Origin of the sequence: Amycolatopsis sp. lyj-346, from assembly GCF_046548975.1 — a bacterium.
Taxonomy (GTDB): domain Bacteria; phylum Actinomycetota; class Actinomycetes; order Mycobacteriales; family Pseudonocardiaceae; genus Amycolatopsis.
This window is the reverse complement of record NZ_JAJPWT010000005.1, coordinates 274,730-294,517: the sequence shown is the minus strand read 5'-3', so window position 1 is coordinate 294,517 and position 19,788 is coordinate 274,730. Positions and strand designations below refer to the sequence as shown.

Genomic DNA, 19,788 nt, shown 5'->3' with positions numbered 1-19,788 from the left:
TCGAACTCCGTTCAGAGCAGGGTCGTCAGAGACAGTGTCCGTTACAAGAACTGCGTCGGGATGGCGGGTTCGCCGTGCGAGAGCTTGAGGCCCTCCCACGGCAGGCTGACCAGGCCGCGGCGCAGCCGCTGCCGGGCGTCGTCGAGCGTAGGCAGGTCCGGCTCCGGACGGCCGGCGCGGATCAGCGGAATCTGCAGCGGCCGGTCGTTGGCCTCCGGCTCCGGGGCAGCCGAACCGGAAGCCCAGACGACCTCCTCGACCGCCGTGCCGGTGCCGCGGTGGCGCCGCAGCGCGGACTTGCGGCCGCCGCGTGACTCCTTGTGCGCGCTGCGCTTGGCGACCGGCCTGCCGTCCACTTCGACCAGCTTGTAGACCATGCCGGCGGTCGGTGCGCCGGACCCGGTGACCACCGAGGTGCCGACGCCGTACGCGTCCACCGGCTCCGCCCGCAGCGCCGCGATGGCGTGCTCGTCCAGGTCACCGGACACCACGATCCGGGTGTCACGGGCACCGAGGGAGTCCAGCTGCTCGCGGGCCCGGCGGGCGAGCGGGCCGACGTCGCCGGAGTCGATCCGGATCGCGCCGAGCTCGGGCCCGGCGACGCGGACCGCGGTCTCGATGCCGGCGGTGATGTCGTAGGTGTCGACCAGCAGCGTCGTGTCCGCGCCCATCTTGTCCACCTGGGCGCGGAAGGCCGCCTCCTCGCTGTCGTGCAGCAGCATGAAGGCGTGCGCGACGGTGCCCCGCGTCGGGATGCCGTAGCGGCGCCCGGCTTCCAGGTTGGACGTCGTCGCGAACCCGGCCAGGTAGGCGGCGCGCGCGGCCGCCACCGCGGCGTACTCGTGCGTGCGGCGGCCACCCATTTCGATGATCGGGCGGCCGTGCGCGGCGCCGGACATCCGGGCCGCGGCCGACGCGATGGCGCTGTCGTGGTTGAGGATCGACAGCACCAGCGTCTCCAGCAGCACGCATTCGCCGAACGAGCCGGTGACGGTGAGGATCGGCGAGCCGGGGAAGTACAGCTCGCCCTCGGGGTAGCCGTCGATGTCACCCGAGAACTCGTAGTCCGCCAGCCAGGCCAGCGTCGCCTCGTCGACGACCGCGGTGGCCTCCAGCTGCGCCAGTTCGGCATCGGTGAAGCGGAAGTCCGCGATCGCGTCGAGGACCCGGGCGGTGCCCGCGACGACGCCGTAGCGCCGCCCGTCCGGCAGCCGCCTCGCGAAAACCTCGAAGACGCAGGGCCGCGCGTGCGTCCCGTCGGCGAGCGCGCTGCCCAGCATGGTCAGCTCGTAGTGGTCGGTGAGCAGCGCAGTGCTGGCCGTGACCGGCTCCGGTGAACCCATGGGGTAAGCCTATTCACCCACATGGCCGGACCTGGCGCGGCGTACCCCGTGACCCCCGTGACACCATGGGGTGCATGTCCACGCCTGTCGCATCCGAACAGACGCAGGTCGAACCGGCCGGTGCCGAAGTCGCCGCGTCGGACACACCGTGGCGGACCGTGGTGTGGAACGACCCGGTCAACCTGATGTCGTACGTGACGTACGTCTTCCAGAAGCTGTTCGGCTACAGCCGAGACCACGCCACCAAGCTGATGCTGGACGTGCACCAGAAGGGCAAGGCGATCGTGTCGTCCGGCAGCAAGGAGAAGGTGGAGACGGACGTGGCGAAACTCCACGCGGCCGGCCTCTGGGCCACCATGGAGCAGCCCTCGTGAACGGTTGGCGGCGCAAGGGCGCGGTGATCCACGCCGGGTTCGAGCAGCAGGAAGCGGCCGTCCTGCGCGGGCTGGTCAGCCAGCTCGAGGACATGCTCACCGCGCGGGCCGAGGAAGCGCCCCAGGACGAGCTCGCCGAGCTCACCGGCATCCGGACCGGGCCCACCGAGTCCCCGGACGACCCGGTGCTCTCGCGGCTGCTCCCGGACTTCCACAAGCTCGACCCGGACAACCCGTCGCGGGAGGACATCGACTCCGTCGCGGCGATGCGGTCGCTGCACGAGCCGGAGCTGCTGGACATCAAGGTCGGCGTGGCCAAGATCGTGCTCGACACGCTGCCCCGCGACGGCGGCCACGTCCGGCTGACCGAGGAGCAGGCCGACGCGTGGCTGGGCGCGCTCAACGACGTCCGGCTGGCGCTCGGCACCGCGCTCGACGTCACCGAGGACATGCCCGACGAGCTGCCCGAGGACGACCCGCGGGCGCCCCACCTCGGCGTCTACCACTGGCTGACGTGGGTGCAGGAGACGCTGATCCAGGCGCTGACGGGATGATCACCGACGTGCCGGGTGTCCTGGTCGGGCACCACGAGCGGGTCGGCGACGGCTGGGCCACCGGGACGACGGTGGTGCTGGTGCCCGAGGGTGCGGTCGGCGCGGTCGACCAGCGCGGCGGCGCGCCCGGCACGCGCGAGACGAACCTGCTGGAGCCGGAGAACCTCGTGCAGCGGGTCAACGCGGTCTGCCTCTCGGGCGGATCGGCGTACGGCCTCGCCGCGGCGGACGGCGTGATGCGGTGGCTGGCCGAGCGCAACCTGGGCTTTCCGGTGGGCACGCAGCCGCACGAGGTCGTGCCGATCGTGCCCGCGGCGGTGCTGTTCGACCTGCCGCGCAGCGACTGGGGCAACCGGCCGGACGCGTCTTTCGGCTACGCGGCGTGCGACGCGGCTTCGTCCGGCCCGGTGGCTTTGGGAACGGTCGGCGCGGGCGCGGGCGCGGTCGTGGGTTCGCTCAAGGGCGGGATCGGCTCGGCCAGTGAGGTCGTCGGCGAGTTCACCGTCGGGGCCGTGGCGGCGGTCAACGCGGCAGGCGAGGCCGTGGACCTCTCGACGGGCCGTCCGTACGCGGCCGACCACGGCGACTTCGGCGTGACGTGGCCCTCGCGGGCTGCCTCGCTGCCGTCCCGCCGCACCGGTCTCAACACGACGATCGGCGTGGTCGCGGTGGACGCTGCGCTGTCGAAGGCCGAAGCGCGGCGGATCGCGGTCGCGGCGCAGGACGGGCTGGCGCGCGCGGTGCGCCCCGCCCACACGATGTTCGACGGCGACACGGTGTTCGCGCTGGCCACGGGGGCCCGCGAGCTGCCGGACGCGGGCGGCCCTATGGCGCGGCCGGTCGCACTGGACGCGCTGTGCTCGGCGGCGGCGCGGGTGTTCGCGCGGGCGATGGTGCACGGCCTGCTGGCGGCCACCACGGCCGGCGGGGTGCCCGCGTACCGGGACGTCTGGCCCGAAGTGTCCGGCTGACCGGCTTGGTGAGGTGTTTCTCATCATCTGGACCGGCTTTGTCCACCACCTAAGATGTTGGTGTGCTCCGGATCCGCCGTGAACTCGTCGACGAGATCGTCGCCCATGCCCGTCGTGACCACCCCGACGAGGCGTGCGGGGTGATCGCCGGACCCGAAGGCTCGGATTCCCCCGAGCGGTTCATCCCCATGCTCAACGCGGCCCGGTCGCCGACGTTCTACGAGTTCGACTCCGGCGACCTGCTGAAGCTCTACCGCGAGATGGCCGCGAACGACGAGGTGCCGGTGGTCATCTACCACTCGCACACCGCGACCGAGGCCTACCCGTCGCGGACCGACGCGAGCATCGCGGCCGAGCCGGACGCGCACTACGTGCTCGTTTCCACCCGCGACCCCGAAGTGCACGAGTTCCGGTCGTACCGGATCGTGGACGCCGAGATCACCGAGGAGCCGGTCGAGATCGTCGACTGACCCCGTTCGGAATAAACCGCCGCGCCACCGGCGTCTGCGTGTAAGAACCCACCGGAGGTAAGAACCCATGGCCGTGACCGTCTCCATCCCGACGATCCTGCGCACCCACACCGGCGGCGAGAAGTCCGTCGAGGCGAAGGGCGCGACCGTCCTCGAGGTCATCGACGACGTCGAGTCCCGCCACGCCGGCATCAAGGGGCGCCTGGTCAAGGAGGAGAAGCTGCACCGCTTCATCAACGTCTACGTCAACGACGAGGACGTGCGCTTCGCCGGCGGGCTCGCGGCCGAGGTCAAGGACGGCGACACCCTGACCATCCTCCCCGCCGTGGCCGGTGGCTGATCGATGGCTCGCTTCGAGTCGCTGCTCGACGCGCTCGGCGGCACCCCGCTGGTCGGGCTGCCCCGGCTCTCCCCGACGCACGACGTGCGCCTGTGGGCGAAGCTGGAGGACCGCAACCCGACCGGCTCGATCAAGGACCGGCCCGCGCTGGCCATGATCGAAGCCGCCGAGCGTGAAGGCAAGCTGCGGCGCGGCTCCACGATCCTGGAGCCGACGTCGGGCAACACCGGGATCTCGCTGGCCATGGCCGCCAAGCTCAAGGGCTACGGGCTGGTCTGCGTGATGCCGGAGAACACCTCCACCGAGCGCAAGCAGCTGCTGCAGGCCTACGGCGCGCGGATCGTCTTCTCGCCGGCCGCGGGCGGCTCGAACGAGGCCGTCCGGCGGGCGAAGGAGCTGGCCGAGGCGAACCCGGACTGGGTGATGCTCTACCAGTACGGCAACCCGGCGAACGCGGAAGCGCACTACCGCGGCACCGGGCCCGAGCTGCTCAAGGACCTGCCGACGCTGACGCACTTCGTCGGCGGCCTCGGCACGACCGGGACGCTGGTGGGCGTCGGCCGGTACCTGCACGAGGCGAAGCCGGACGTTCAGATCATCGCGGCCGAGCCGCGCTACGGCGAGCTGGTGTACGGCCTGCGCAACCTCGACGAGGGGTTCGTGCCGGAGCTGTACGACCCCAGCGTGCTCAACGGCCGGTACTCCGTGGGCGCGTACGACGCGCTGCGGCGCACGCGGGAGCTGCTGGAGCACGAAGGCATCTTCGCGGGCATCTCGACGGGGGCGGTGCTGCACGCGGCCTTGGCGGTGGCGGAGAAGGCCGCGGCCCGGGGCGAGGCGGCCGACGTCGCCTTCGTCGTCGCGGACGCCGGCTGGAAGTACCTGTCCACGGGGGCCTACGCGGGATCGCTCGACGAGGCGGCCGAGCGGCTCGACGGGCAGCTCTGGGCTTAGGCATCCTGATGGCATGAAGGTCATCGGGCTGCTGGGCGGGATGAGCTGGGAATCCTCGATCGAGTACTACCGGCTGGTGAACGAGCGGGTGAAGGCCGTCCTCGGCGGGTTCCACTCCGCCCACACCGTGCTCTACTCCGTCGACTTCGCCGCGATCGAGCGGATGCAGGCCGGCGGCCGCTGGGACGACGCCGGTGCCGAGCTGAACCGGGCCGCCAAGGCGCTCGAAGCCGCCGGGGCCGAGTTCGTCGTGCTCTGCACCAACACCATGCACAAGGTCGCCCCGCAGCTGGCGGACGGCCTCGGCATCCCGCTGCTGCACCTCGGCGACGCCACCGCCGCGGCCATCAAGGCCGCCGGTGTCCACCGCGTCGGGCTCCTCGGGACCGGCTTCACCATGGCACAGCCCTTCTACCGCGACCGCCTCGCCGCGCACGGGCTCGACGTGCTCGTGCCGGACGCCGAGGACCGCGACCTCGTGCACCGGATCATCTACGACGAGCTGGTGCTCGGCGTCGTGAAGCCCGAATCACGCGAGGCCTACCGCGGCGTGATCGCGCGGCTCGTCGAGGCCGGTGCCGAGGGCGTCATCTACGGCTGCACCGAGATCGAGCTGCTGGTCGGCCCCGGAGACGCCCCGGTGCCGACCTTCCCGACGACCCGCCTGCACGCCGAAGCGGCGGTGGACTACGCGCTGGGCACCACCTCGCTGCCCTTGCCGCCGACGTGAGCTTCGTGCTGCGCGACGCACTGCCGCCACAGCTGCTCGCGCTCCTCCGCCGTGAACCGCGCCGGCGGGATGCCGAACACGTCGCCCACGGCCACCCACCAGTCGCCGGGTGACTCGATCAGCTCCTTGACGCCGTGGCGGTTCAGGGTGAGCGCGCGCAGGGTGTCGACGCCCGCCGCGTCCCGCCGTTGCACCACGCAGACCCGCACGAACCCGGACTCCGGCGCGGTCGACAGCCAGGCGTGCTTCTCCGCGAAGTCCGCCATCTCCGCGACGCCGGGCGCGAAGTCCATGCCGGTGAAGCTGGCCGAAGGGTCGTGGTCGAAGCGCCAGCCGCCCGGCGCGACCGCCGACGGCCGCAGCCGGTAGGTGTGCGGGCCCTGCACGTAGGTGCCTTCCCGGAGGGGGAGCGGTTCGTGCGGGCCGTCGCCGAGCCCGGCGTCGGCCAGCCACGCCGTCTCCGGCGCGTCCGGCAGCCCGGTGACGGTCAGCGCCAGGTGGTTCCGGTCGACGTTCGGCGCGTCCGCCGCGCTGCCCTGCACCCCGCCCGGATGCCGCGTGACCCGGTAACCGAGCGCCGCCAGCAACGCCGAGAACGCCCCGTTCAGGTGGTAGCAGTACCCACCGCGGCCTCGCAGGATCCGTGCCAGCGAAGCCGACGGCTCGAGCGGGGTGGCCCGCCCGAGCTGGGTCTCCAGCGCCTCGTACGGCACCCGTTCCACGTGGGCCGCGTGCAGCCGCCGCAGGGCGGCCAGGCTCGGCGGTTCCGCGTCGAGACCGAGCCGCTGCAGGTATCCGGTGACGTCGAAGTTCCCCATGCCTGCCACGCTAGCGGCGGGCACCGACAAAACCGCGGGACCAGGGATTTCACCCGAGTCCACGCGCCGGGCGCCACCTCGGCTAAGTGAGTTCCAGCAGTCCCCGGCGGACCGCTTCGGAGACCGCCGCCGCCCGGTTGTCGGCGCCCAGTTTCCGGTAGATCCGCACGAGGTGCGTCTTGACGGTCGCCTCGCTGAGGTACAGGGATTTCGCGATGGCCCGGTTGCTGTGGCCGTCGGCCAGCAACCGGACGACCTCCCGCTCCCGCTCGCTCAGTTCCGGCGGCGGGTCGACCACCTGGCCGACGAGACCCACGACGACCTCCGACGCGAGGCCGATGCGGCCGGCGGCCGCCTCGCGCACGGCCACGAAGAGCTCATCGGGCGGCCCCGCCTTGAGCACGTAACCGCGGGCGCCGGCCTCCAGCGCGCGGACGACGTCGGCTCGGCCGGAATAGCTGGTCAGCATCACCACGGCCGCGCCGGGAGCCTGGGCGGTCAGCCGCCGGACGGCCTCGACCCCGTCGATGCCGCGGTCCGTGCCCGCGAAGCGCAGGTCCATCAGCACGACGTCCGGTGCCACCTCGGCGGCGAGGAGCACGGCCTCCTCGCCGCTGCCCGCCTCCGCGATCACCTCGAGATCCGGCTCACCTTCGAGCAGGGCCCGGAGCCCGGCCCGCACGACCGGGTGGTCGTCGGCGATCAGCAGGCGCAGCGGCGCGGTCGTCATCGGACCGCCACGGACGTCACCGGCACGACCGCGCCGGACCGCAGGCGACCGGGGACGGTGACCCGGATCCGCGTGCCCCGGCCCGGTGCGGTGCTGATCTCGAGGTCACCGCCGAACTCGCGGAGCCGCGCCCGGGCCGACGGCAGGCCGACGCCCCGGCCGGGACCCGGCGCGGCGTCGGGGTCGAAGCCGACACCGTCGTCGCGCACGTCCAGTTCGACGCGGTCCGGGTGGTGGCGCAGGATCACCAGGAGGGTGGTGGCGTGCGCGTGCTCGCGGACGTTGGCCAGCGCGCCCTGCGCCACGCGGAACAGCGCGGTGGCGGCTTGTTCGCCGAGGTCGGGACCGGGCCCGCCGACCGAGCGGAACCGCACGCGTGCCGCGGTGCCGTCCTGCCGGGCGCGGTCGCACAGCAGCCGCAGGGCACCCCCGAGCCCGGCCTGCTCGAGGGGAGCGGGGGTGAGGTCCTCGATGATCCGCCGGGTCTCGGCGAGACTCGCGCTCAGCCGGTCGGTGACCCCGCGAACGCGGGTCCGGGCGACATCCGGCTCGTCCCAGCTCCGCTCCGCCGCCTGCAGCAGCAGCACGCTGCCGGCCAGTTCCTGGGCCAGCGTGTCGTGCAGGTCGCCCGCCAGGCGCATGCGTTCCTCCAGCACGCCGGCCCGGCGCTGTTCCCGCTCCAACGCCCGGTACAAGGCCACGGTGCTCCAGACGGCCGCGACGGGGATGAGCACGATCTCCGGGTCGAACCGGCCGGTGACCCGGGTCAGCTGGCCGGCCAGCACGACGGTGATCGCCACGACCGCGACCGTCGCGCCACGGCGGCCGAGCGCCCGCAGCACCGCCCAGGCCAGCGGTACGGCGCACCAGACGTAGGCGGCAGTCAGGAACGGCGGAACCAGCACGACCAGGACCGTCCACAGCACGAGCAGGGCCGCGACCCACGCGTACCGGACGCGGGCGCCCATGGCGGACCACAGCACGAAACCGGCCGCGTACACCACGGCGAGCACGCAACTGATCGTGAAGATTTCCCAGCAGCGAGGGGTGTTCAGGCCGGTCAGCCGGACCAGCGCCGTACCGGCGACGACGAAGAACAGCAGGTGCGGCACGTGCCACAGGAGCCGGCTTCCGCGTGCCGACGACGGAGGGTGGTCGGCCACGGCGAACCTCCTGGACGGATCATCCAAATAGGACAGTGCCGTCCAGGAGTTTAGCCGATGCCGGTGTGGTGCACGTCAGGTCAGGCGCCCGGGTGCAGTCCGGGCCAGCCGGGGGTGGGGTCGCCCTTGACCTCGCCGAAGTACAGCGCGAACGTCTGCTTCCACCGCTCCACCTCGGCGCGGTCGGCCATGAAGCGGGGGAACCCGCCCAGGTCGGCGTTCGGGTACTCCCAGAGCGGCTTCAGCCCGGCCGGCGGCGTGACGTCCGTGCGGACCGACCAGCCGTTGAAGGACGCCTGCTGCTGCGTGAGCGACAGCTGCCAGTTCAGGTAGAGCTTGGCGGCGGTCGGGTTCGCGGCCTGTTTGAAGATCGCGGCCCGCTGGCCCCAGGCCATGAACGGGTGCCCGTCGGCGGCCACGAACCGCACCGGCGCCGACGACGGCGAAGTCAGCGAGCCCGCGCCGCCGATGCCGATCGCGGCCTGCCCGGCCATCACCGCCTCACCCGGCGAGTTGCTGCCGCGCGCGAACCGCACACCCTGGCCGGCCAGCTTCGCCACCCAGTCCCAGCCGTAGGCCTGGACGTAGCGCGTGTAGAGGTAGAGGACGGCGTCGTCGTCGTGCGGGTACGAAGACGCGATCTTGCCCTGCCACTTCGGGTCGACCAGGTCGAGCGGGGTGCGTGGCGCGGCCGATCCGACCGCCGCCGTCCCGTACATGAAGCTGAAGGCGAGCGCCGAGACCGCGACCCAGGCACCCTGGCGGTCCTTGAACGCGTCGTAGACCTTCGAGAACCCGGCCGGCTTGTACCGCAGCAGCCGGCCCTGTCCGTCCCAGCGCACGAAGTCCTGCACGGTCTGGAGCTGCACGAGGTCCGGGACGAGGGTGCCGGTGGCGAACTGGTTGTCGACGCGGACGTCGTGGTACTTGCTGTAGTCGACGATCAGCGTCAGTGCGATGTCCGGGAACCGGGCCTTGAAGGCCGCCTTGGTCGCGTCCTGCTGGGTCGGGGTGTCGCCGCCGGCGTAGATGACGAGCTTGCCGCCCTCCGCGAGCGCGGCCTGGTACAGCTCGTCGAGCGTCCGGGTCTCCTCCGGGCCGCCACCTCGCGGTGACGCGGGCGAGGCCGACGCCGCGGTGGCACCCATGCCGATGCCGATGGCGGCGCCCGCCCCGGCGGCGAGGACACTTCGTCTGTTCAGGGAGCTGGCCACGTCGAGGAAACCTCTCTGCTGGGGAACGGGTGGTGCCCAGGTGCCGTGGGCCACCCCCATCGTCGTGCGATCGGCGTGCCACCGCGTCGTTCGGACGGCTCGATCGGGCGTGCTGGAGGTGGAAGCCGCGTTCAACCGAACGATGGACGCCCGGATCAGGGATTTCACCCGAGGTGAAGGGGCCGTACCCGGACGTAGCCTCGAAGACGTGAGCACATTGAACCCCGCCCCGGAAACCGACGCCGCCAAGCGCGTGCTGCCGCCGAAGCCGGTGGCGGCCGCGATCGTCGCGCTGTCGTTCACCCTGCTGCTGTACCTGGTCGAGCTGGTCGACGTCATCCTCCCGGGTGATCTGGACCAGGGCGGTATCCACGCACGGGCGCTGTCCGGGCTGGACGGCGTGCTGTTCGCGCCGGTCCTGCACGCCGGCTGGTCGCACCTGTTCGCGAACACCGTCCCGGTGCTGCTGTTCTCGTTCCTCGCGATGGCGGCGGGCATCGGCCGGTTCGCGCTGGTCACGGCCATCATCTGGGTGGTGTCCGGGCTCGGCGTGTGGTTGATCGGGCCTGCGGACGGCGTCACCGTCGGCGCGTCCGGGCTGGCCTTCGGCTGGCTCGCCTACCTGCTGGTCCGCGGCCTGTTCAACCGCGCGGCCGGGCAGATCGTGGTCGCCGTCGTCCTGCTCGGCGTGTGGAGCGGCATGCTGGCCGGGCTGCTGCCGGGCAGCCCCGGCGTCTCCTGGCAGGGCCACGTCTTCGGCGCGCTGGCCGGCGTCCTCGCGGCCTGGCTGACCACCCGCCGGTCGGCCAAGGCCGCCCCGGGTAACCTCGGGGTGTGACGTCTCCGCCCGCTGATGCCCCGATCGGCGTGTTCGATTCCGGCGTCGGCGGGCTGACGGTCGCGAGGGCGATCCTCGAGCAGCTGCCTGCCGAGCAGCTCCGCTACGTCGGCGACACGGCACACAACCCGTATGGCCCGCTCCCGATCGCCACCGCCCGCAGCTACGCCCTCGCGGCGCTCGACGAGCTGGTGGAGAGCGGCGTGAAGGCGTTGGTGATCGCCTGCAACACGGCGTCCGCGGCCTGCCTGCGCGACGCGCGCGAGCGCTACGACGTCCCGGTCATCGAGGTCGTCCTGCCCGCCGTGCGCCGCGCCGTCGTGGCGACGCACACGGGCCGGGTCGGCGTGATCGGCACCGAGGGCACTGTGCGCTCGCGAGCCTACGAGGACGCCTTCGCCGCCGCGCCGGACATCACGCTCACCAGCGTCGCCTGCCCGCGGTTCGTCGACTTCGTCGAGCGCGGCATCACGACCGGGCGCCAGGTGCTCGGGCTGGCGCAGGGCTACCTCCAGCCGCTGCTCGACGCCCAGGTCGACACGCTCGTCCTCGGCTGCACGCACTACCCGCTGCTGCAGGGGGTGCTGCAGATCGTGATGGGCCAGGAAGTGACGTTGGTGAGCAGCGCCGACGAGACCGCGAAGGACCTCGTCCGCGTGCTCACCGAGCGGGACCTGCTGACCACGAGGGACACGCCGCCGCGGCACGAGTTCCTCGCCACCGGCTCGGCGGAGCCGTTCACCCGGCTCGCCCAGCGGTTCATGGGGTTCGCGCCGGGTGTCCTCGCTCCCACCACCGCGTGATCGCGGCGGCGGACGCTTAGGGTGTCGTCGTGCGACTGACCATCCTCGGGTGCTCCGGCAGCATCCCCGGGCCGAACGCCGCCGCGTCCGGTTACCTGGTCGAGGCCGAGGGCTTCCTGCTCGGCCTCGAACTCGGCAACGGCACGCTCGCGCAGCTGCAGGCCGTGGCCGACCCGTTCGACCTGGACGCCCTCGTGCTCACGCACCTGCACCCCGACCACTGCGCCGACGTCAGCGCACTCACCGTCCTGCGGCGCTACCACCCGGCGCCGCCGTACCCGGCGCGTCCGCGGCTGCTGCCGCTGTACGCCCCGCCGGACGCCCCGGTCCGGCTGGCCAACGCGTACGCGCCCAACGAGACCGAGCGGGCCGTCACGGACCTGTCCGACGTCTACGACTTCCGGCCGCTGCGGCCCGAGCCGTTCCGGATCGGGCCGTTCGAGGTCGTCGCGGTCGAGGTCGACCACCCGACCCCGGCGTACGGCCTGCGGATCTCCTACGGCGGCCGGATCCTGGCGTTCACCGGCGACACCGGGCCGTGCGCGGCGCTGAACGAGCTCGCCGACGGCGTCGACCTGCTGCTCGCCGAAGCGTCCTGGACGGACTCGGCGGAGCGGCCGATCGGTGTGCACCTGTCCGGCAAGCAGGCCGGCGAGCTGGCGCGCGACGCCGGCGTCGGACGGCTGCTGCTGACGCACATCGCGCCGTGGACCGACGCCGGTGCCGTGCTGGCCGAGGCGTCGGCCGGGTTCCCGGGTGCCGAGGTCGTCAAGCAGGGTGCCGTCTACGACGTCTGACCGGACGGTCATAGAGTGCACCTGTGGCTCGTAAAGATGGCAGGAACGACGACCAGCTCCGCGACATCAAGATCACCCGGGGGTTCCAGCAGTGGCCGGCCGGGTCGGTGCTGATCGAATTCGGCGGCACGCGGGTGCTGTGCGCGGCGAGCGTCACCGAAGGGGTGCCGCGCTGGCGGGCCGGCTCCGGCCTCGGCTGGGTGACGGCGGAGTACGCGATGCTGCCGTCCGCGACGAACACGCGCGGTGACCGCGAGTCGGTGAAGGGCCGGATCGGCGGTCGCACGCACGAAATCTCGCGGCTGATCGGCCGGTCGCTGCGGGCCTGCATCGACCTGGCGGCGCTGGGCGAGAACACGATCGTCATCGACTGCGACGTCATCCAGGCCGACGGCGGCACCCGCACGGCCGCGGTGACCGGCGGTTACGTGGCACTGGCGGACGCGATCACGTGGCTGGGTGCGGCGAACCGGCTGAACGACCCCCAGCCGCTGTCGTCGTCGGTGGCGGCGGTGAGCGTGGGCGTGGTCGACGGCCGCGTCCGGCTCGACCTGCCGTACGAAGAGGACTCGCGCGCCGAGGTCGACATGAACGTGGTGGCCACGGACGCGGGCACGCTGATCGAGGTCCAGGGCACCGGCGAGGGCGCGACCTTCGCCCGGTCCACTTTGGACACGATGCTGGACATGGCGCTGGCGGGCTGCGCGGAACTGACCCGCCTGCAGAACGAAGCACTGGCGCTGCCGTACCCCGGCGAGCTGCCGGAGCCGCGTCCGGACAAGAAGAAGGGCTCGAAGTGACGAAGCTGCTTCTGGCGACGCGCAACGCGAAGAAGCTGGGCGAGCTCCGGCGGATCGTTGCCGCGGAAGGCCTTTCGGGCATCGAGGTCGTCGGTCTCGCCGATGTGCCCTCGTTTCCGGAGGCGCCCGAGACGGCGCCGGACTTCGAGGGCAACGCGGTGGCCAAGGCCCGCGACGCTGTTGCCGCAACGGGATTGCCTGCCATTGCGGACGACTCGGGTATCGCGGTCGACGCGTTGAACGGGATGCCGGGCGTGCTGTCGGCTCGGTGGTCCGGGCGTCATGGCGATGACGACGCGAACCTGGATCTGGTGCTGGGTCAGCTTTCCGATGTGCCCGATGAGCGACGTGGGGCCCAGTTCGTCTGCGTCGCGGCGCTGGTACTGCCGTCGGGTGAGGAGACGCTGGTCCGGGGCGAGTGGCGCGGGACGCTGGTGCGGGAACGGCGTGGGACGAACGGATTCGGGTACGACCCGATCTTCCGGCCGGACGGGGAGAGCCGGACGTCGGCAGAGATGGAACCGGCGGAGAAGGACGCGGTTTCGCACCGAGGGCTGGCTTTGCGGGCGCTGGTGCCGGCGTTGCGTGAGCTGGCTTAGAGCAGGCGCACGCCGGGGCCGAGCTCTTCGGTGCCGATGAGCTCGGTGTTGGTTGCATCGATGGTCAGTTCCAGGTCCGCCAGCGGGCTGACATCGACGGGCGCGCTGAGTGCAGTGAGCTTGCGCAGTGGGGGAAGGCGAGCGGACGAAGGTCGGGGATCTCCAGATCGTAGAGCTGGAGATCCGCCACCCGGGGGAAGCAACCGATGATGATTTCGCCGGTTAGCGGGTCGTCCACGCTGAACAGGGTGACGTGAACAGGCCCGGCGATCGGTGGCGATGCAGCGGCAGGGTTCGTCTCGGAAGAGACTCAGATGCACGAGGGTTTCGAGTCCGTGCAGGTTGTGTTCGCCGATGACCTGGCGAGGCCCGAACAGGCTGATGGCCGTGAGCTCGAGATGGCTGCTCAGGACGCTGAGGTCGACAGTTGCTTCATGCGCGACTTCGGCTTCGATTCGCACCAGGTGGGGGAGACCGTCGAGTGCATCCAGGTCGGTGAGCGGCTCCGAGAACAGCACGTGGACGCGCAACTCGGTAACGTTCTTCAGATGGCGGACCAGTGGCAAGAGCTGGACGAGGTTCTCCAGCTTGCGCCGCTCCAACGGCCCCTTGAGCTCGCCCGCCGCCAGGTCGACCAGGTCGGCCGACCGGGCGACGCCGGCTTTCCGCCGTTGCAGCCACGACTTCGCCGCCGCCGACGCGATCTGGCCGCCCAGCTTGAGCGCCGGTCCTTCCAGGCTCGTCACGGGCTCAAGAAGTCAGGCCGAGGTCCCGGATCAGCTTCGCGACGTGGCCGGCCGCCCTGACGTTGTAGAAGGCGTGGGCGATCTTGCCCTCCGGGTCGACGACGAACGTCGAGCGGATCACGCCGAGGTACGTCCTGCCGTAGTTCTTCTTCTCGCCGTACGCGGCCCACGCTTCGATGACCTTCTTTTCGGGGTCACCCAGCAGCGGGAACGTGAGGCCTTCCTTCTCGACGAACTTGGCGAGCTTCGCCTGTTTGTCCGGCGAGATGCCGATGACCTGGTAGCCGGCGTCGTTCAGCTCGGCGAGGTTGTCGCGGAAGTCGCAGGCCTGCTTGGTGCAGCCCGGGGTGCTCGCCGCCGGGTAGAAGTACACCACCACCGATCGGCCGCGGAAGTCTCGCAGGGACACCTCCTTGCCCTCGCTGTCGGGCAGGGTGAAGTCCGGGGCTTCGTCACCGGGGGAAAGGCGCTCGGTCATGCCCCCGAGCCTAATGGCGTCGGGTCAGGCGGGGCCACAGTAGGTGACCGCGACGGCTTCGGTCGCGCTCGGCCGGATCTGCAGCCGCAGCTGCGTCTGCTCGCGCGGTACCGCGAAGGCCAGCGTGACGTGCACCGAGCGGCCCGGCAGCACGTCCTTGCCCGCGTCGGTGATGCCCGCGAAGCCCTGGGCGGTGTCCACGACCTGCTTGACCGCGGTGCCGCCCGCGGTGGCGGTGACGTTGAGCCCCGAGAGCTTGTACGTCGTCGAGCCGTCGTTGGTCAGCTGGACGTCGAAGGCCGCGCCGCGCGGGCTCTGCGGGTACGCCGACGGGCTGGGGCGGAACGACTGCGGGGAGCCGACCGAGATGGTGAGGCCGCTGGCGAACCGGTGGTCGGCGCCGAACTTGAGGTCGTTGCCCACCGGCGAAGCCGAGGCGCCGGCGCCCGCGGGGGAGCCGGCCGCGCCGAGGGCCGCGGTGCCGTCGTGTGCCGAAGGGACCCCGCACGCCACCGCCAGGCCGAGCAGTCCTGAGGCGAACATGATCTTGCGGGTGCGCGCGAGCGCCATTGCGGGTACTCCAGTCGGCGGGTCGGGGTGCCGTCGGCAACGGGGGATTGCCGCGGGAACCCGCTCCACTCTGGCCGTGATCGCGCGCCGTTACGAGGCGCCACCGGGGGTTGTCGCGCACCTGGTGCCGCCCCGTGGCCAATCCGTGACCGGAACGGCACGGCTGGTGACAATCTCTGCCCACATGCCACTTAAACCGCGAGCGCGAACAACAGGATGAAGATCGCGACGCCGGCCACCCACGCCGCCATCAGCCAGCCGAAATCCCGGACCGGGTCGACGGCGCGGCTCTCTTCGCCGGGCACGTACACGCCGCGTTCCTCGAACCAGTCCGCCCAGCGAGCGATCCAGCGCAACGGGTTGCGCGACGCCATGCTGCACCTCCGGGGGCCGGTTTCCCCGTCACAGTACGCGTTCGGGCACGCACGCCGGAAGGTGCGGGCGGCCGTCCACTCCCGACACGCCACGGGCGGGTGAACTTGGGCGCCACTCGTGTAGAAGCTCAGGCGAGGCCGTGACGGCGGAGGATCGTCACCGCACGGACGGTCGCGTAACCGCGCCACTCGAGTTCCGCCGCCGGCGAGAAGCTCGCGAAATCCACCCGCCAGCCGCCGTCGTCCTGTTGCGCGGCCGCGAGCCGCCGCAGTTCGGCGTCGACGACGTCGCCGGTGAACAACGCGCGCGCCGGGCGGTCCGGCAGCGGCGCGAAGTCCAGGGCGCGCAGGGTTTCCCCCTCCGAACCACCGTCCACCGGGGCCAGTCCGTCGGCCGGGACGAACGCGGCGAGGTGCTCCAGGAGCACGGGCGCCTCCTCGTGGAGCTCGTGCGCCGCGTCCACGAACTGCACCGCGAAGGACAACGCGATCGCGTGCGGCGGCGCGGAAAGCTCGCGGATGGCGCGGAAGCAGTACTGCGTCGCCGCGGTCAGCCACGGGTGTTCGCGCACGGCCCGGTCGTGCCGGGCGACGCGCAGGGCCACGCCGGCGGTGAACGCGGTGCTCTGCAGGGTGGCCTCCGCCGGATCGGCGGTGGCCCAGAAGGGCGCGCAGCCTGCCGGGTCGGCCACGGGCAGGGCGAACGGCAGGCCACCGTCCGGACGGGACGCCGTGGCCAGCCAATCGCAGAGCTTCGCGGCGTGCGGTGTCGTCGCCGGGGCGATCTCCTCGAACACCTCGAAGGCGTGGAGGGCGCCGCCGGGCTGGCTTTCCGCAGCCCGCAGGTCCGGTTCGAGGCCCCAGCCGTACCCACCGTCGGGATTGCGGTAGCCGTCGACGGCGGCCAGCACCGAGTCGGCGTTCGTCGCGCCGTCGAGCAGCTCGAAGCGGCGCCGGTCGAGGAGGCGGGCGTGCGTCGCCATGAAGGACGCCGCCGCGGGAAGGTTCACGGACATGCCGCCAGCGTCGCACCCGGCGGCGACGGCGGTCTTGAACGGATCGGAACTCAGGGCAGCTGCGGCCCGGGGGCCGCGGCTTCGCGCAGCCGCGCCGCGTCCTGTCCCGGCGGGGCGCCGAACAGGCGCCGGTACTCGCGGTTGAACTGCGACGGGCTGTCGTAGCCGACGAGGTGCCCGATCCGCGCGACGTCGCCCGCGTCGGCCAGCAGCAGCGACCGGGCTTCCTGCAGGCGGATGCGCTTCTGGAACTGCAGTGGGCTCAGCGCCGTGACCGCGCGGAACCGGCGGTGGAACGCCGAGGCGCTCAGCCCGCTCAGCCGCGCGAGCTCCTCGATCCGCATCGGCTCGGCGTAGTTGTCCCTGATCCAGCGGATCGCCCGGCCGACGTGGGCCGTGCCGCTGTCGGCGAGGCCGATCCGGCGGACCAGGCCGCCGTGCGGTCCGGTCAGCAGCCGCCAGAGGATTTCCCGCTCGATCAGCGGCGCGAGCACGGGCGCGTCGGACGGGTGGTCGAGCAGCCGCAGCAGCCGCACCGCCGCGTCGAGCAGTTCCGGGCCGGCGTCGTCGATGGCGAGGGGGGACGACGGCGGCGTGCGGGGCGGCGCCTCGAGCAGCAGCGGGGCGATTGCCGCGGGCCGCAGGGCGAGACCGAGGCCCAGTGCCGGCGTCCGCGGGGTGGCCCCGACGAAGTGGCCGGTCACCGGCAGGTCGGTGCCGACCAGGAGGTACTGCCCGGCGCGGTACTCGTGCACCTGCTCGCCGAGCAGCAGGCGCTTGCCGCCCTGGGCCATGACCACCAGCAGCGGCTCGGCGAGCGAGTGGTGCGGCTCGCTGGTCTCCACTTTGGACAGCAGCAGGCCCGGCACCGGGGTGCGCAGGTCGCCGTGCGCATGCCGGGCGACGAGGTCGCGGAGTTCTTCGAGCACGCATCCAGATAACCGTGGCCGAGAGGATCGTGCAAGAGCCCGCGGCGATCGGTCTACCGCTGAGCAGGTCATTCGCGGTTTCCTGATGGCAGTCGATCCGTTACCCAAGGAGAGTTTCGTGTTACTCGATCACTACGTCACCCTCGGTCGTTCCGGCCTTCGCGTCAGCCCCTTCGCCCTCGGTGCGATGACCTTCGGAGAGGACCCCGGCGGCGCCGGCTGCGGTGTCGAGGAGTCCGAAAAGATCCTCGAGACCTACCTGGACCTCGGCGGCAACTTCGTCGACACGGCGAACTTCTACACCAACGGGCATTCGGAGAAGATCCTCGGCGACTTCTTCGCCGCCCGGCCCGGCCGTCGGGCCCGGGTGGTGCTCGCGTCGAAGTTCTTCGGCAACCTGTTCCCCGGCGACCCCAACGGCGGCGGCGCCGGCCGCGCGTCGATCATCGCCCAGCTCGACGAGACGCTCCGGCGGTTGCGGACGGACCACCTCGACCTGTACTGGCTGCACAACTGGGACCGCGGCACGCCGATCGAGGAAACCATGCGGGCTCTCGACGACCTGGTGCGCGCGGGCAAGATCCGGTACGTCGGCTTCTCCAACACCCCCGCGTGGGTCACCGCGCAGGCGCAGACGACGGCGTTGCTGCGCGGCTGGACGCCGTTGATCGCACTGCAGGTCGAGTATTCGCTGCTGGCGCGGACGGTCGAGGGCGAGCTGGCGCCGTTCGCGCTCGACCAGGGCCTGGCGCTGGTGCCGTGGAGCCCGCTGAAGAACGGCTTCCTGTCCGGCAAGTACCGGCGCGGCTCTTCGGTGCCGGATTCCGCCCGCGCGGCTTTCGTCGGCGGTCCGTCCGAAGCGGAGTTCGCGGTCATCGACGCGGTCGCGGCGATCGCGGGGGAGCTCGGGTCGACGTCCGCGGCGGTGTCGCTGGCGTGGTTGCGGGCGCGGCGCGGAACGGTGGTCCCGATCATCGGCGCCCGGCGGCTGGAGCACCTGACCGGCAACCTCGCGGGGCTGGAGGTGACGCTGACGCCGGCGCAGCTGGCCCGGCTGGACGAGATTTCGGTGCCGTCACTGGATTACCCGGCCCCGATGCACGGCGCCCAGCGGGCGATGCTCCAGTTCGCGGGCGCGACGGTCGACGGCGAACAGTCCACTGTGTACCCGCCGCTGCTGCAGAGCGACGTCCGCTACTGATGGCCGGTTCGCCGAACCGCCACCACCGATGTCGCAGCGCTGCGGAACGTGCGGCGGTAGGTGTCCGGGGGCACGCCGACCGTCCGGTTGAAGTGCCGCCGCAACGTCGTCGCCGTGCCCATGCCGACCGCCTCCGCGATCCCGTCGATGCTCGTGTCCGTGTTCTCCAGCAGCTCCTGCGCCCGGCGGATGCGCTGGTTCAGCAGCCACTGCAACGGCGTCGTGCCCGTTGCCGACCGGAAGTGGCGGCTCAGGTGGCGGGAGCTCAGGTTCGCGTGGCGGGCCAGGTCCTCGACCGTCAGCGGCCGGTCGAGGCGGGCCGTTATCCAGGGGAGCAGCGAAACCAGCGGGTGGTCGTCGCGGGTGGGGACCGGGGTGGTGACGAACTGGGCCTGCCCGCCCGCCCGGTGCGGTGGCACCACCAGGCGGCGGGCGATCGTGTTGGCCGCCGCCGGGCCGTGGTCGGCGCGGACCAGGTGGAGGCACAGGTCCATCGCGGCCGCCTTGCCCGCCGAGGTGAGGACCTGCCCGTTGTCGACGTAGAGGACGTCCGGGTCCACCGTCACCCGCGGGTAGCGGGCGGCCAGGACGTCCGTGTGCGCCCAGTGCGTGGTCGCGCGCAAGCCGTCGAGCAGGCCGGCCGCCGCCAGCACGAACGCGCCCGTGCACAGCGACGCCACCCGTGCGCCGCGGGCGTGGGCCGCGCGCACCGCGTCGACCAGGCCGTCCGGTGGGGGCGTGTCGACGTCGGCCCAGCCCGGCACGATCACCGTGTCCGCGCGCGCGAGCCGGTCGAGGCCGTGGTCCGGCTCCAGCAGGAACCGGCCCACCCGGACCGGGGCCGAGCCGCAGACCGCGAAGCCGTAGCGGGGATCGTCGCCGAACACCTCGGTGGCGATGGTCAGCTCGAACGACAGCATCCCGTCGGTGGCGGCGAGGGCGACAGCGTGCATGTCCGAAAGTGTACGCATCACGT

At 72.0% G+C, this 19,788-nt stretch carries 25 protein-coding genes; 13 read left to right on the top strand and 12 right to left on the bottom strand.

Going from position 1 to position 19,788, the window contains the following annotated elements:
• Positions 1 to 41: 41 nt before the first annotated feature.
• Positions 42 to 1,343 carry a nicotinate phosphoribosyltransferase gene (locus ACLJQE_RS19050; RefSeq protein ID WP_410640594.1) on the bottom strand — a complete coding sequence of 434 codons (1,302 nt, stop codon included), beginning with the start codon at positions 1,341 to 1,343 and terminating at the stop codon, positions 42 to 44.
• A 74-nt stretch (positions 1,344 to 1,417) separates the two neighbouring features.
• Here ACLJQE_RS19050 and clpS point away from each other — a divergent pair, with 74 nt between their 5' ends.
• The 7 genes from clpS (at position 1,418) to ACLJQE_RS19015 (ending at position 5,736) form a co-directional block, all read left to right on the top strand.
• The gene (gene clpS / locus ACLJQE_RS19045) at positions 1,418 to 1,717 is read left to right on the top strand and encodes an ATP-dependent Clp protease adapter ClpS (protein WP_410640593.1); all 300 of its coding nucleotides are present in this window, start codon (positions 1,418 to 1,420) and stop codon (positions 1,715 to 1,717) included.
• Complete coding sequence (locus ACLJQE_RS19040) at positions 1,714 to 2,271, top strand: DUF2017 domain-containing protein (protein ID WP_043776746.1); 558 nt, start codon at positions 1,714 to 1,716, stop codon at positions 2,269 to 2,271. The genes clpS and ACLJQE_RS19040 overlap by 4 nt, the downstream gene beginning before the upstream one ends.
• Positions 2,268 to 3,242 (top strand): P1 family peptidase, encoded by a 975-nt coding sequence (locus ACLJQE_RS19035; RefSeq protein ID WP_410640592.1) that lies wholly within the window; start codon positions 2,268 to 2,270, stop codon positions 3,240 to 3,242. Before ACLJQE_RS19040 ends, ACLJQE_RS19035 begins: the two co-directional genes overlap by 4 nt.
• Before the next feature lie 62 nt (positions 3,243 to 3,304).
• Entirely contained in the window at positions 3,305 to 3,712 is a 408-nt protein-coding gene (locus ACLJQE_RS19030) for a Mov34/MPN/PAD-1 family protein (RefSeq protein ID WP_091317322.1), read from the top strand.
• 67 nt (positions 3,713 to 3,779) lie between these two features.
• Positions 3,780 to 4,052, top strand: a complete 273-nt coding sequence (locus ACLJQE_RS19025; RefSeq protein WP_091317320.1) for a MoaD/ThiS family protein — start codon at positions 3,780 to 3,782, stop codon at positions 4,050 to 4,052.
• A 3-nt stretch (positions 4,053 to 4,055) separates the two neighbouring features.
• On the top strand, positions 4,056 to 5,006 hold the full coding sequence (locus ACLJQE_RS19020; protein WP_410640591.1) for a PLP-dependent cysteine synthase family protein: 951 nt from the start codon (positions 4,056 to 4,058) through the stop codon (positions 5,004 to 5,006).
• A 13-nt stretch (positions 5,007 to 5,019) separates the two neighbouring features.
• Positions 5,020 to 5,736: an aspartate/glutamate racemase family protein gene (locus ACLJQE_RS19015; protein ID WP_410640590.1), complete on the top strand. Its 717-nt coding sequence runs from the start codon at positions 5,020 to 5,022 to the stop codon at positions 5,734 to 5,736.
• Here the strand turns inward: ACLJQE_RS19015 and ACLJQE_RS19010 are convergent.
• The 4 genes from ACLJQE_RS19010 to ACLJQE_RS18995 all read right to left on the bottom strand — a co-directional run bounded on the left by ACLJQE_RS19010 (position 5,694) and on the right by ACLJQE_RS18995 (position 9,661).
• On the bottom strand, positions 5,694 to 6,554 hold the full coding sequence (locus ACLJQE_RS19010) for an arylamine N-acetyltransferase family protein (protein ID WP_410640589.1): 861 nt from the start codon (positions 6,552 to 6,554) through the stop codon (positions 5,694 to 5,696). The two genes, ACLJQE_RS19015 and ACLJQE_RS19010, sit on opposite strands and share 43 nt — an antisense overlap.
• Before the next feature lie 82 nt (positions 6,555 to 6,636).
• Positions 6,637 to 7,284: a response regulator gene (locus ACLJQE_RS19005; protein WP_410640588.1), complete on the bottom strand. Its 648-nt coding sequence runs from the start codon at positions 7,282 to 7,284 to the stop codon at positions 6,637 to 6,639.
• Complete coding sequence (locus ACLJQE_RS19000) at positions 7,281 to 8,447, bottom strand: sensor histidine kinase (RefSeq protein WP_410640587.1); 1,167 nt, start codon at positions 8,445 to 8,447, stop codon at positions 7,281 to 7,283. Before ACLJQE_RS19000 ends, ACLJQE_RS19005 begins: the two co-directional genes overlap by 4 nt.
• Positions 8,448 to 8,527: 80 nt before the next feature.
• Positions 8,528 to 9,661 carry an ABC transporter substrate-binding protein gene (locus ACLJQE_RS18995; RefSeq protein ID WP_410640586.1) on the bottom strand — a complete coding sequence of 378 codons (1,134 nt, stop codon included), beginning with the start codon at positions 9,659 to 9,661 and terminating at the stop codon, positions 8,528 to 8,530.
• A gap of 208 nt (positions 9,662 to 9,869) precedes the next feature.
• Here ACLJQE_RS18995 and ACLJQE_RS18990 point away from each other — a divergent pair, with 208 nt between their 5' ends.
• From ACLJQE_RS18990 to rdgB, 5 genes are read left to right on the top strand one after another with little or no spacing between them, the layout of a single operon-like run.
• On the top strand, positions 9,870 to 10,499 hold the full coding sequence (locus ACLJQE_RS18990) for a rhomboid family protein (protein WP_410640585.1): 630 nt from the start codon (positions 9,870 to 9,872) through the stop codon (positions 10,497 to 10,499).
• Entirely contained in the window at positions 10,496 to 11,302 is an 807-nt protein-coding gene (murI, locus tag ACLJQE_RS18985) for a glutamate racemase (protein ID WP_410640584.1), read from the top strand. Before ACLJQE_RS18990 ends, murI begins: the two co-directional genes overlap by 4 nt.
• A gap of 29 nt (positions 11,303 to 11,331) precedes the next feature.
• Positions 11,332 to 12,099: an MBL fold metallo-hydrolase gene (locus ACLJQE_RS18980; protein ID WP_410640583.1), complete on the top strand. Its 768-nt coding sequence runs from the start codon at positions 11,332 to 11,334 to the stop codon at positions 12,097 to 12,099.
• A 23-nt stretch (positions 12,100 to 12,122) separates the two neighbouring features.
• The gene (gene rph / locus ACLJQE_RS18975) at positions 12,123 to 12,899 is read left to right on the top strand and encodes a ribonuclease PH (RefSeq protein WP_410640582.1); all 777 of its coding nucleotides are present in this window, start codon (positions 12,123 to 12,125) and stop codon (positions 12,897 to 12,899) included.
• The gene (rdgB, locus tag ACLJQE_RS18970) at positions 12,896 to 13,498 is read left to right on the top strand and encodes an RdgB/HAM1 family non-canonical purine NTP pyrophosphatase (RefSeq protein WP_410640581.1); all 603 of its coding nucleotides are present in this window, start codon (positions 12,896 to 12,898) and stop codon (positions 13,496 to 13,498) included. The genes rph and rdgB overlap by 4 nt, the downstream gene beginning before the upstream one ends.
• Here the strand turns inward: rdgB and ACLJQE_RS18965 are convergent.
• The 6 genes from ACLJQE_RS18965 to ACLJQE_RS18940 form a co-directional block, all read right to left on the bottom strand.
• Entirely contained in the window at positions 13,495 to 14,244 is a 750-nt protein-coding gene (locus ACLJQE_RS18965; protein ID WP_410640580.1) for a hypothetical protein, read from the bottom strand. The two genes, rdgB and ACLJQE_RS18965, sit on opposite strands and share 4 nt — an antisense overlap.
• 4 nt (positions 14,245 to 14,248) lie before the next feature.
• Entirely contained in the window at positions 14,249 to 14,722 is a 474-nt protein-coding gene (bcp, locus tag ACLJQE_RS18960; RefSeq protein ID WP_410640579.1) for a thioredoxin-dependent thiol peroxidase, read from the bottom strand.
• Between the two features lie 24 nt (positions 14,723 to 14,746).
• On the bottom strand, positions 14,747 to 15,292 hold the full coding sequence (locus ACLJQE_RS18955) for a hypothetical protein (RefSeq protein WP_410640578.1): 546 nt from the start codon (positions 15,290 to 15,292) through the stop codon (positions 14,747 to 14,749).
• A 191-nt stretch (positions 15,293 to 15,483) separates the two neighbouring features.
• Positions 15,484 to 15,666, bottom strand: coding sequence for a hypothetical protein (locus ACLJQE_RS18950; RefSeq protein ID WP_410616069.1), 183 nt, complete (start codon positions 15,664 to 15,666; stop codon positions 15,484 to 15,486).
• A gap of 128 nt (positions 15,667 to 15,794) precedes the next feature.
• Positions 15,795 to 16,682 carry a hypothetical protein gene (locus tag ACLJQE_RS18945; protein WP_410640577.1) on the bottom strand — a complete coding sequence of 296 codons (888 nt, stop codon included), beginning with the start codon at positions 16,680 to 16,682 and terminating at the stop codon, positions 15,795 to 15,797.
• Between the two features lie 50 nt (positions 16,683 to 16,732).
• Positions 16,733 to 17,611: an AraC family transcriptional regulator N-terminal domain-containing protein gene (locus ACLJQE_RS18940; protein WP_410640576.1), complete on the bottom strand. Its 879-nt coding sequence runs from the start codon at positions 17,609 to 17,611 to the stop codon at positions 16,733 to 16,735.
• Positions 17,612 to 17,729: 118 nt separating this feature from the next.
• On the opposite strand from ACLJQE_RS18940, the gene ACLJQE_RS18935 reads away from it, so the two are divergent.
• The gene (locus tag ACLJQE_RS18935; RefSeq protein WP_410640575.1) at positions 17,730 to 18,812 is read left to right on the top strand and encodes an aldo/keto reductase; all 1,083 of its coding nucleotides are present in this window, start codon (positions 17,730 to 17,732) and stop codon (positions 18,810 to 18,812) included.
• Here ACLJQE_RS18935 and ACLJQE_RS18930 read toward each other — a convergent pair.
• Entirely contained in the window at positions 18,806 to 19,765 is a 960-nt protein-coding gene (locus tag ACLJQE_RS18930) for a helix-turn-helix domain-containing protein (RefSeq protein WP_410640573.1), read from the bottom strand. The two genes, ACLJQE_RS18935 and ACLJQE_RS18930, sit on opposite strands and share 7 nt — an antisense overlap.
• Between the last annotated feature and the right edge of the window lie 23 nt (positions 19,766 to 19,788).

Bases quoted from the DNA above. Each gene is read 5' to 3' on its own strand.
- ACLJQE_RS19020 (WP_410640591.1), top strand. From the start codon at position 4,056: ATGGCTCGCTTCGAGTCGCTGCTCGACGCGCTCGGCGGCACCCCGCTG.
- ACLJQE_RS18950 (WP_410616069.1), bottom strand. From the start codon at position 15,666: ATGGCGTCGCGCAACCCGTTGCGCTGGATCGCTCGCTGGGCGGACTGG.
- ACLJQE_RS18930 (WP_410640573.1), bottom strand. From the start codon at position 19,765: ATGCACGCTGTCGCCCTCGCCGCCACCGACGGGATGCTGTCGTTCGAG.
- ACLJQE_RS19025 (WP_091317320.1), top strand. From the start codon at position 3,780: ATGGCCGTGACCGTCTCCATCCCGACGATCCTGCGCACCCACACCGGC.
- ACLJQE_RS19050 (WP_410640594.1), bottom strand. From the start codon at position 1,343: ATGGGTTCACCGGAGCCGGTCACGGCCAGCACTGCGCTGCTCACCGAC.
- ACLJQE_RS18945 (WP_410640577.1), bottom strand. From the start codon at position 16,682: ATGTCCGTGAACCTTCCCGCGGCGGCGTCCTTCATGGCGACGCACGCC.
- ACLJQE_RS19035 (WP_410640592.1), top strand. From the start codon at position 2,268: ATGATCACCGACGTGCCGGGTGTCCTGGTCGGGCACCACGAGCGGGTC.
- ACLJQE_RS19005 (WP_410640588.1), bottom strand. From the start codon at position 7,284: ATGACGACCGCGCCGCTGCGCCTGCTGATCGCCGACGACCACCCGGTC.
- ACLJQE_RS19015 (WP_410640590.1), top strand. From the start codon at position 5,020: ATGAAGGTCATCGGGCTGCTGGGCGGGATGAGCTGGGAATCCTCGATC.
- ACLJQE_RS19010 (WP_410640589.1), bottom strand. From the start codon at position 6,554: ATGGGGAACTTCGACGTCACCGGATACCTGCAGCGGCTCGGTCTCGAC.
- ACLJQE_RS18955 (WP_410640578.1), bottom strand. From the start codon at position 15,292: ATGGCGCTCGCGCGCACCCGCAAGATCATGTTCGCCTCAGGACTGCTC.
- clpS (WP_410640593.1), top strand. From the start codon at position 1,418: ATGTCCACGCCTGTCGCATCCGAACAGACGCAGGTCGAACCGGCCGGT.
- bcp (WP_410640579.1), bottom strand. From the start codon at position 14,722: ATGACCGAGCGCCTTTCCCCCGGTGACGAAGCCCCGGACTTCACCCTG.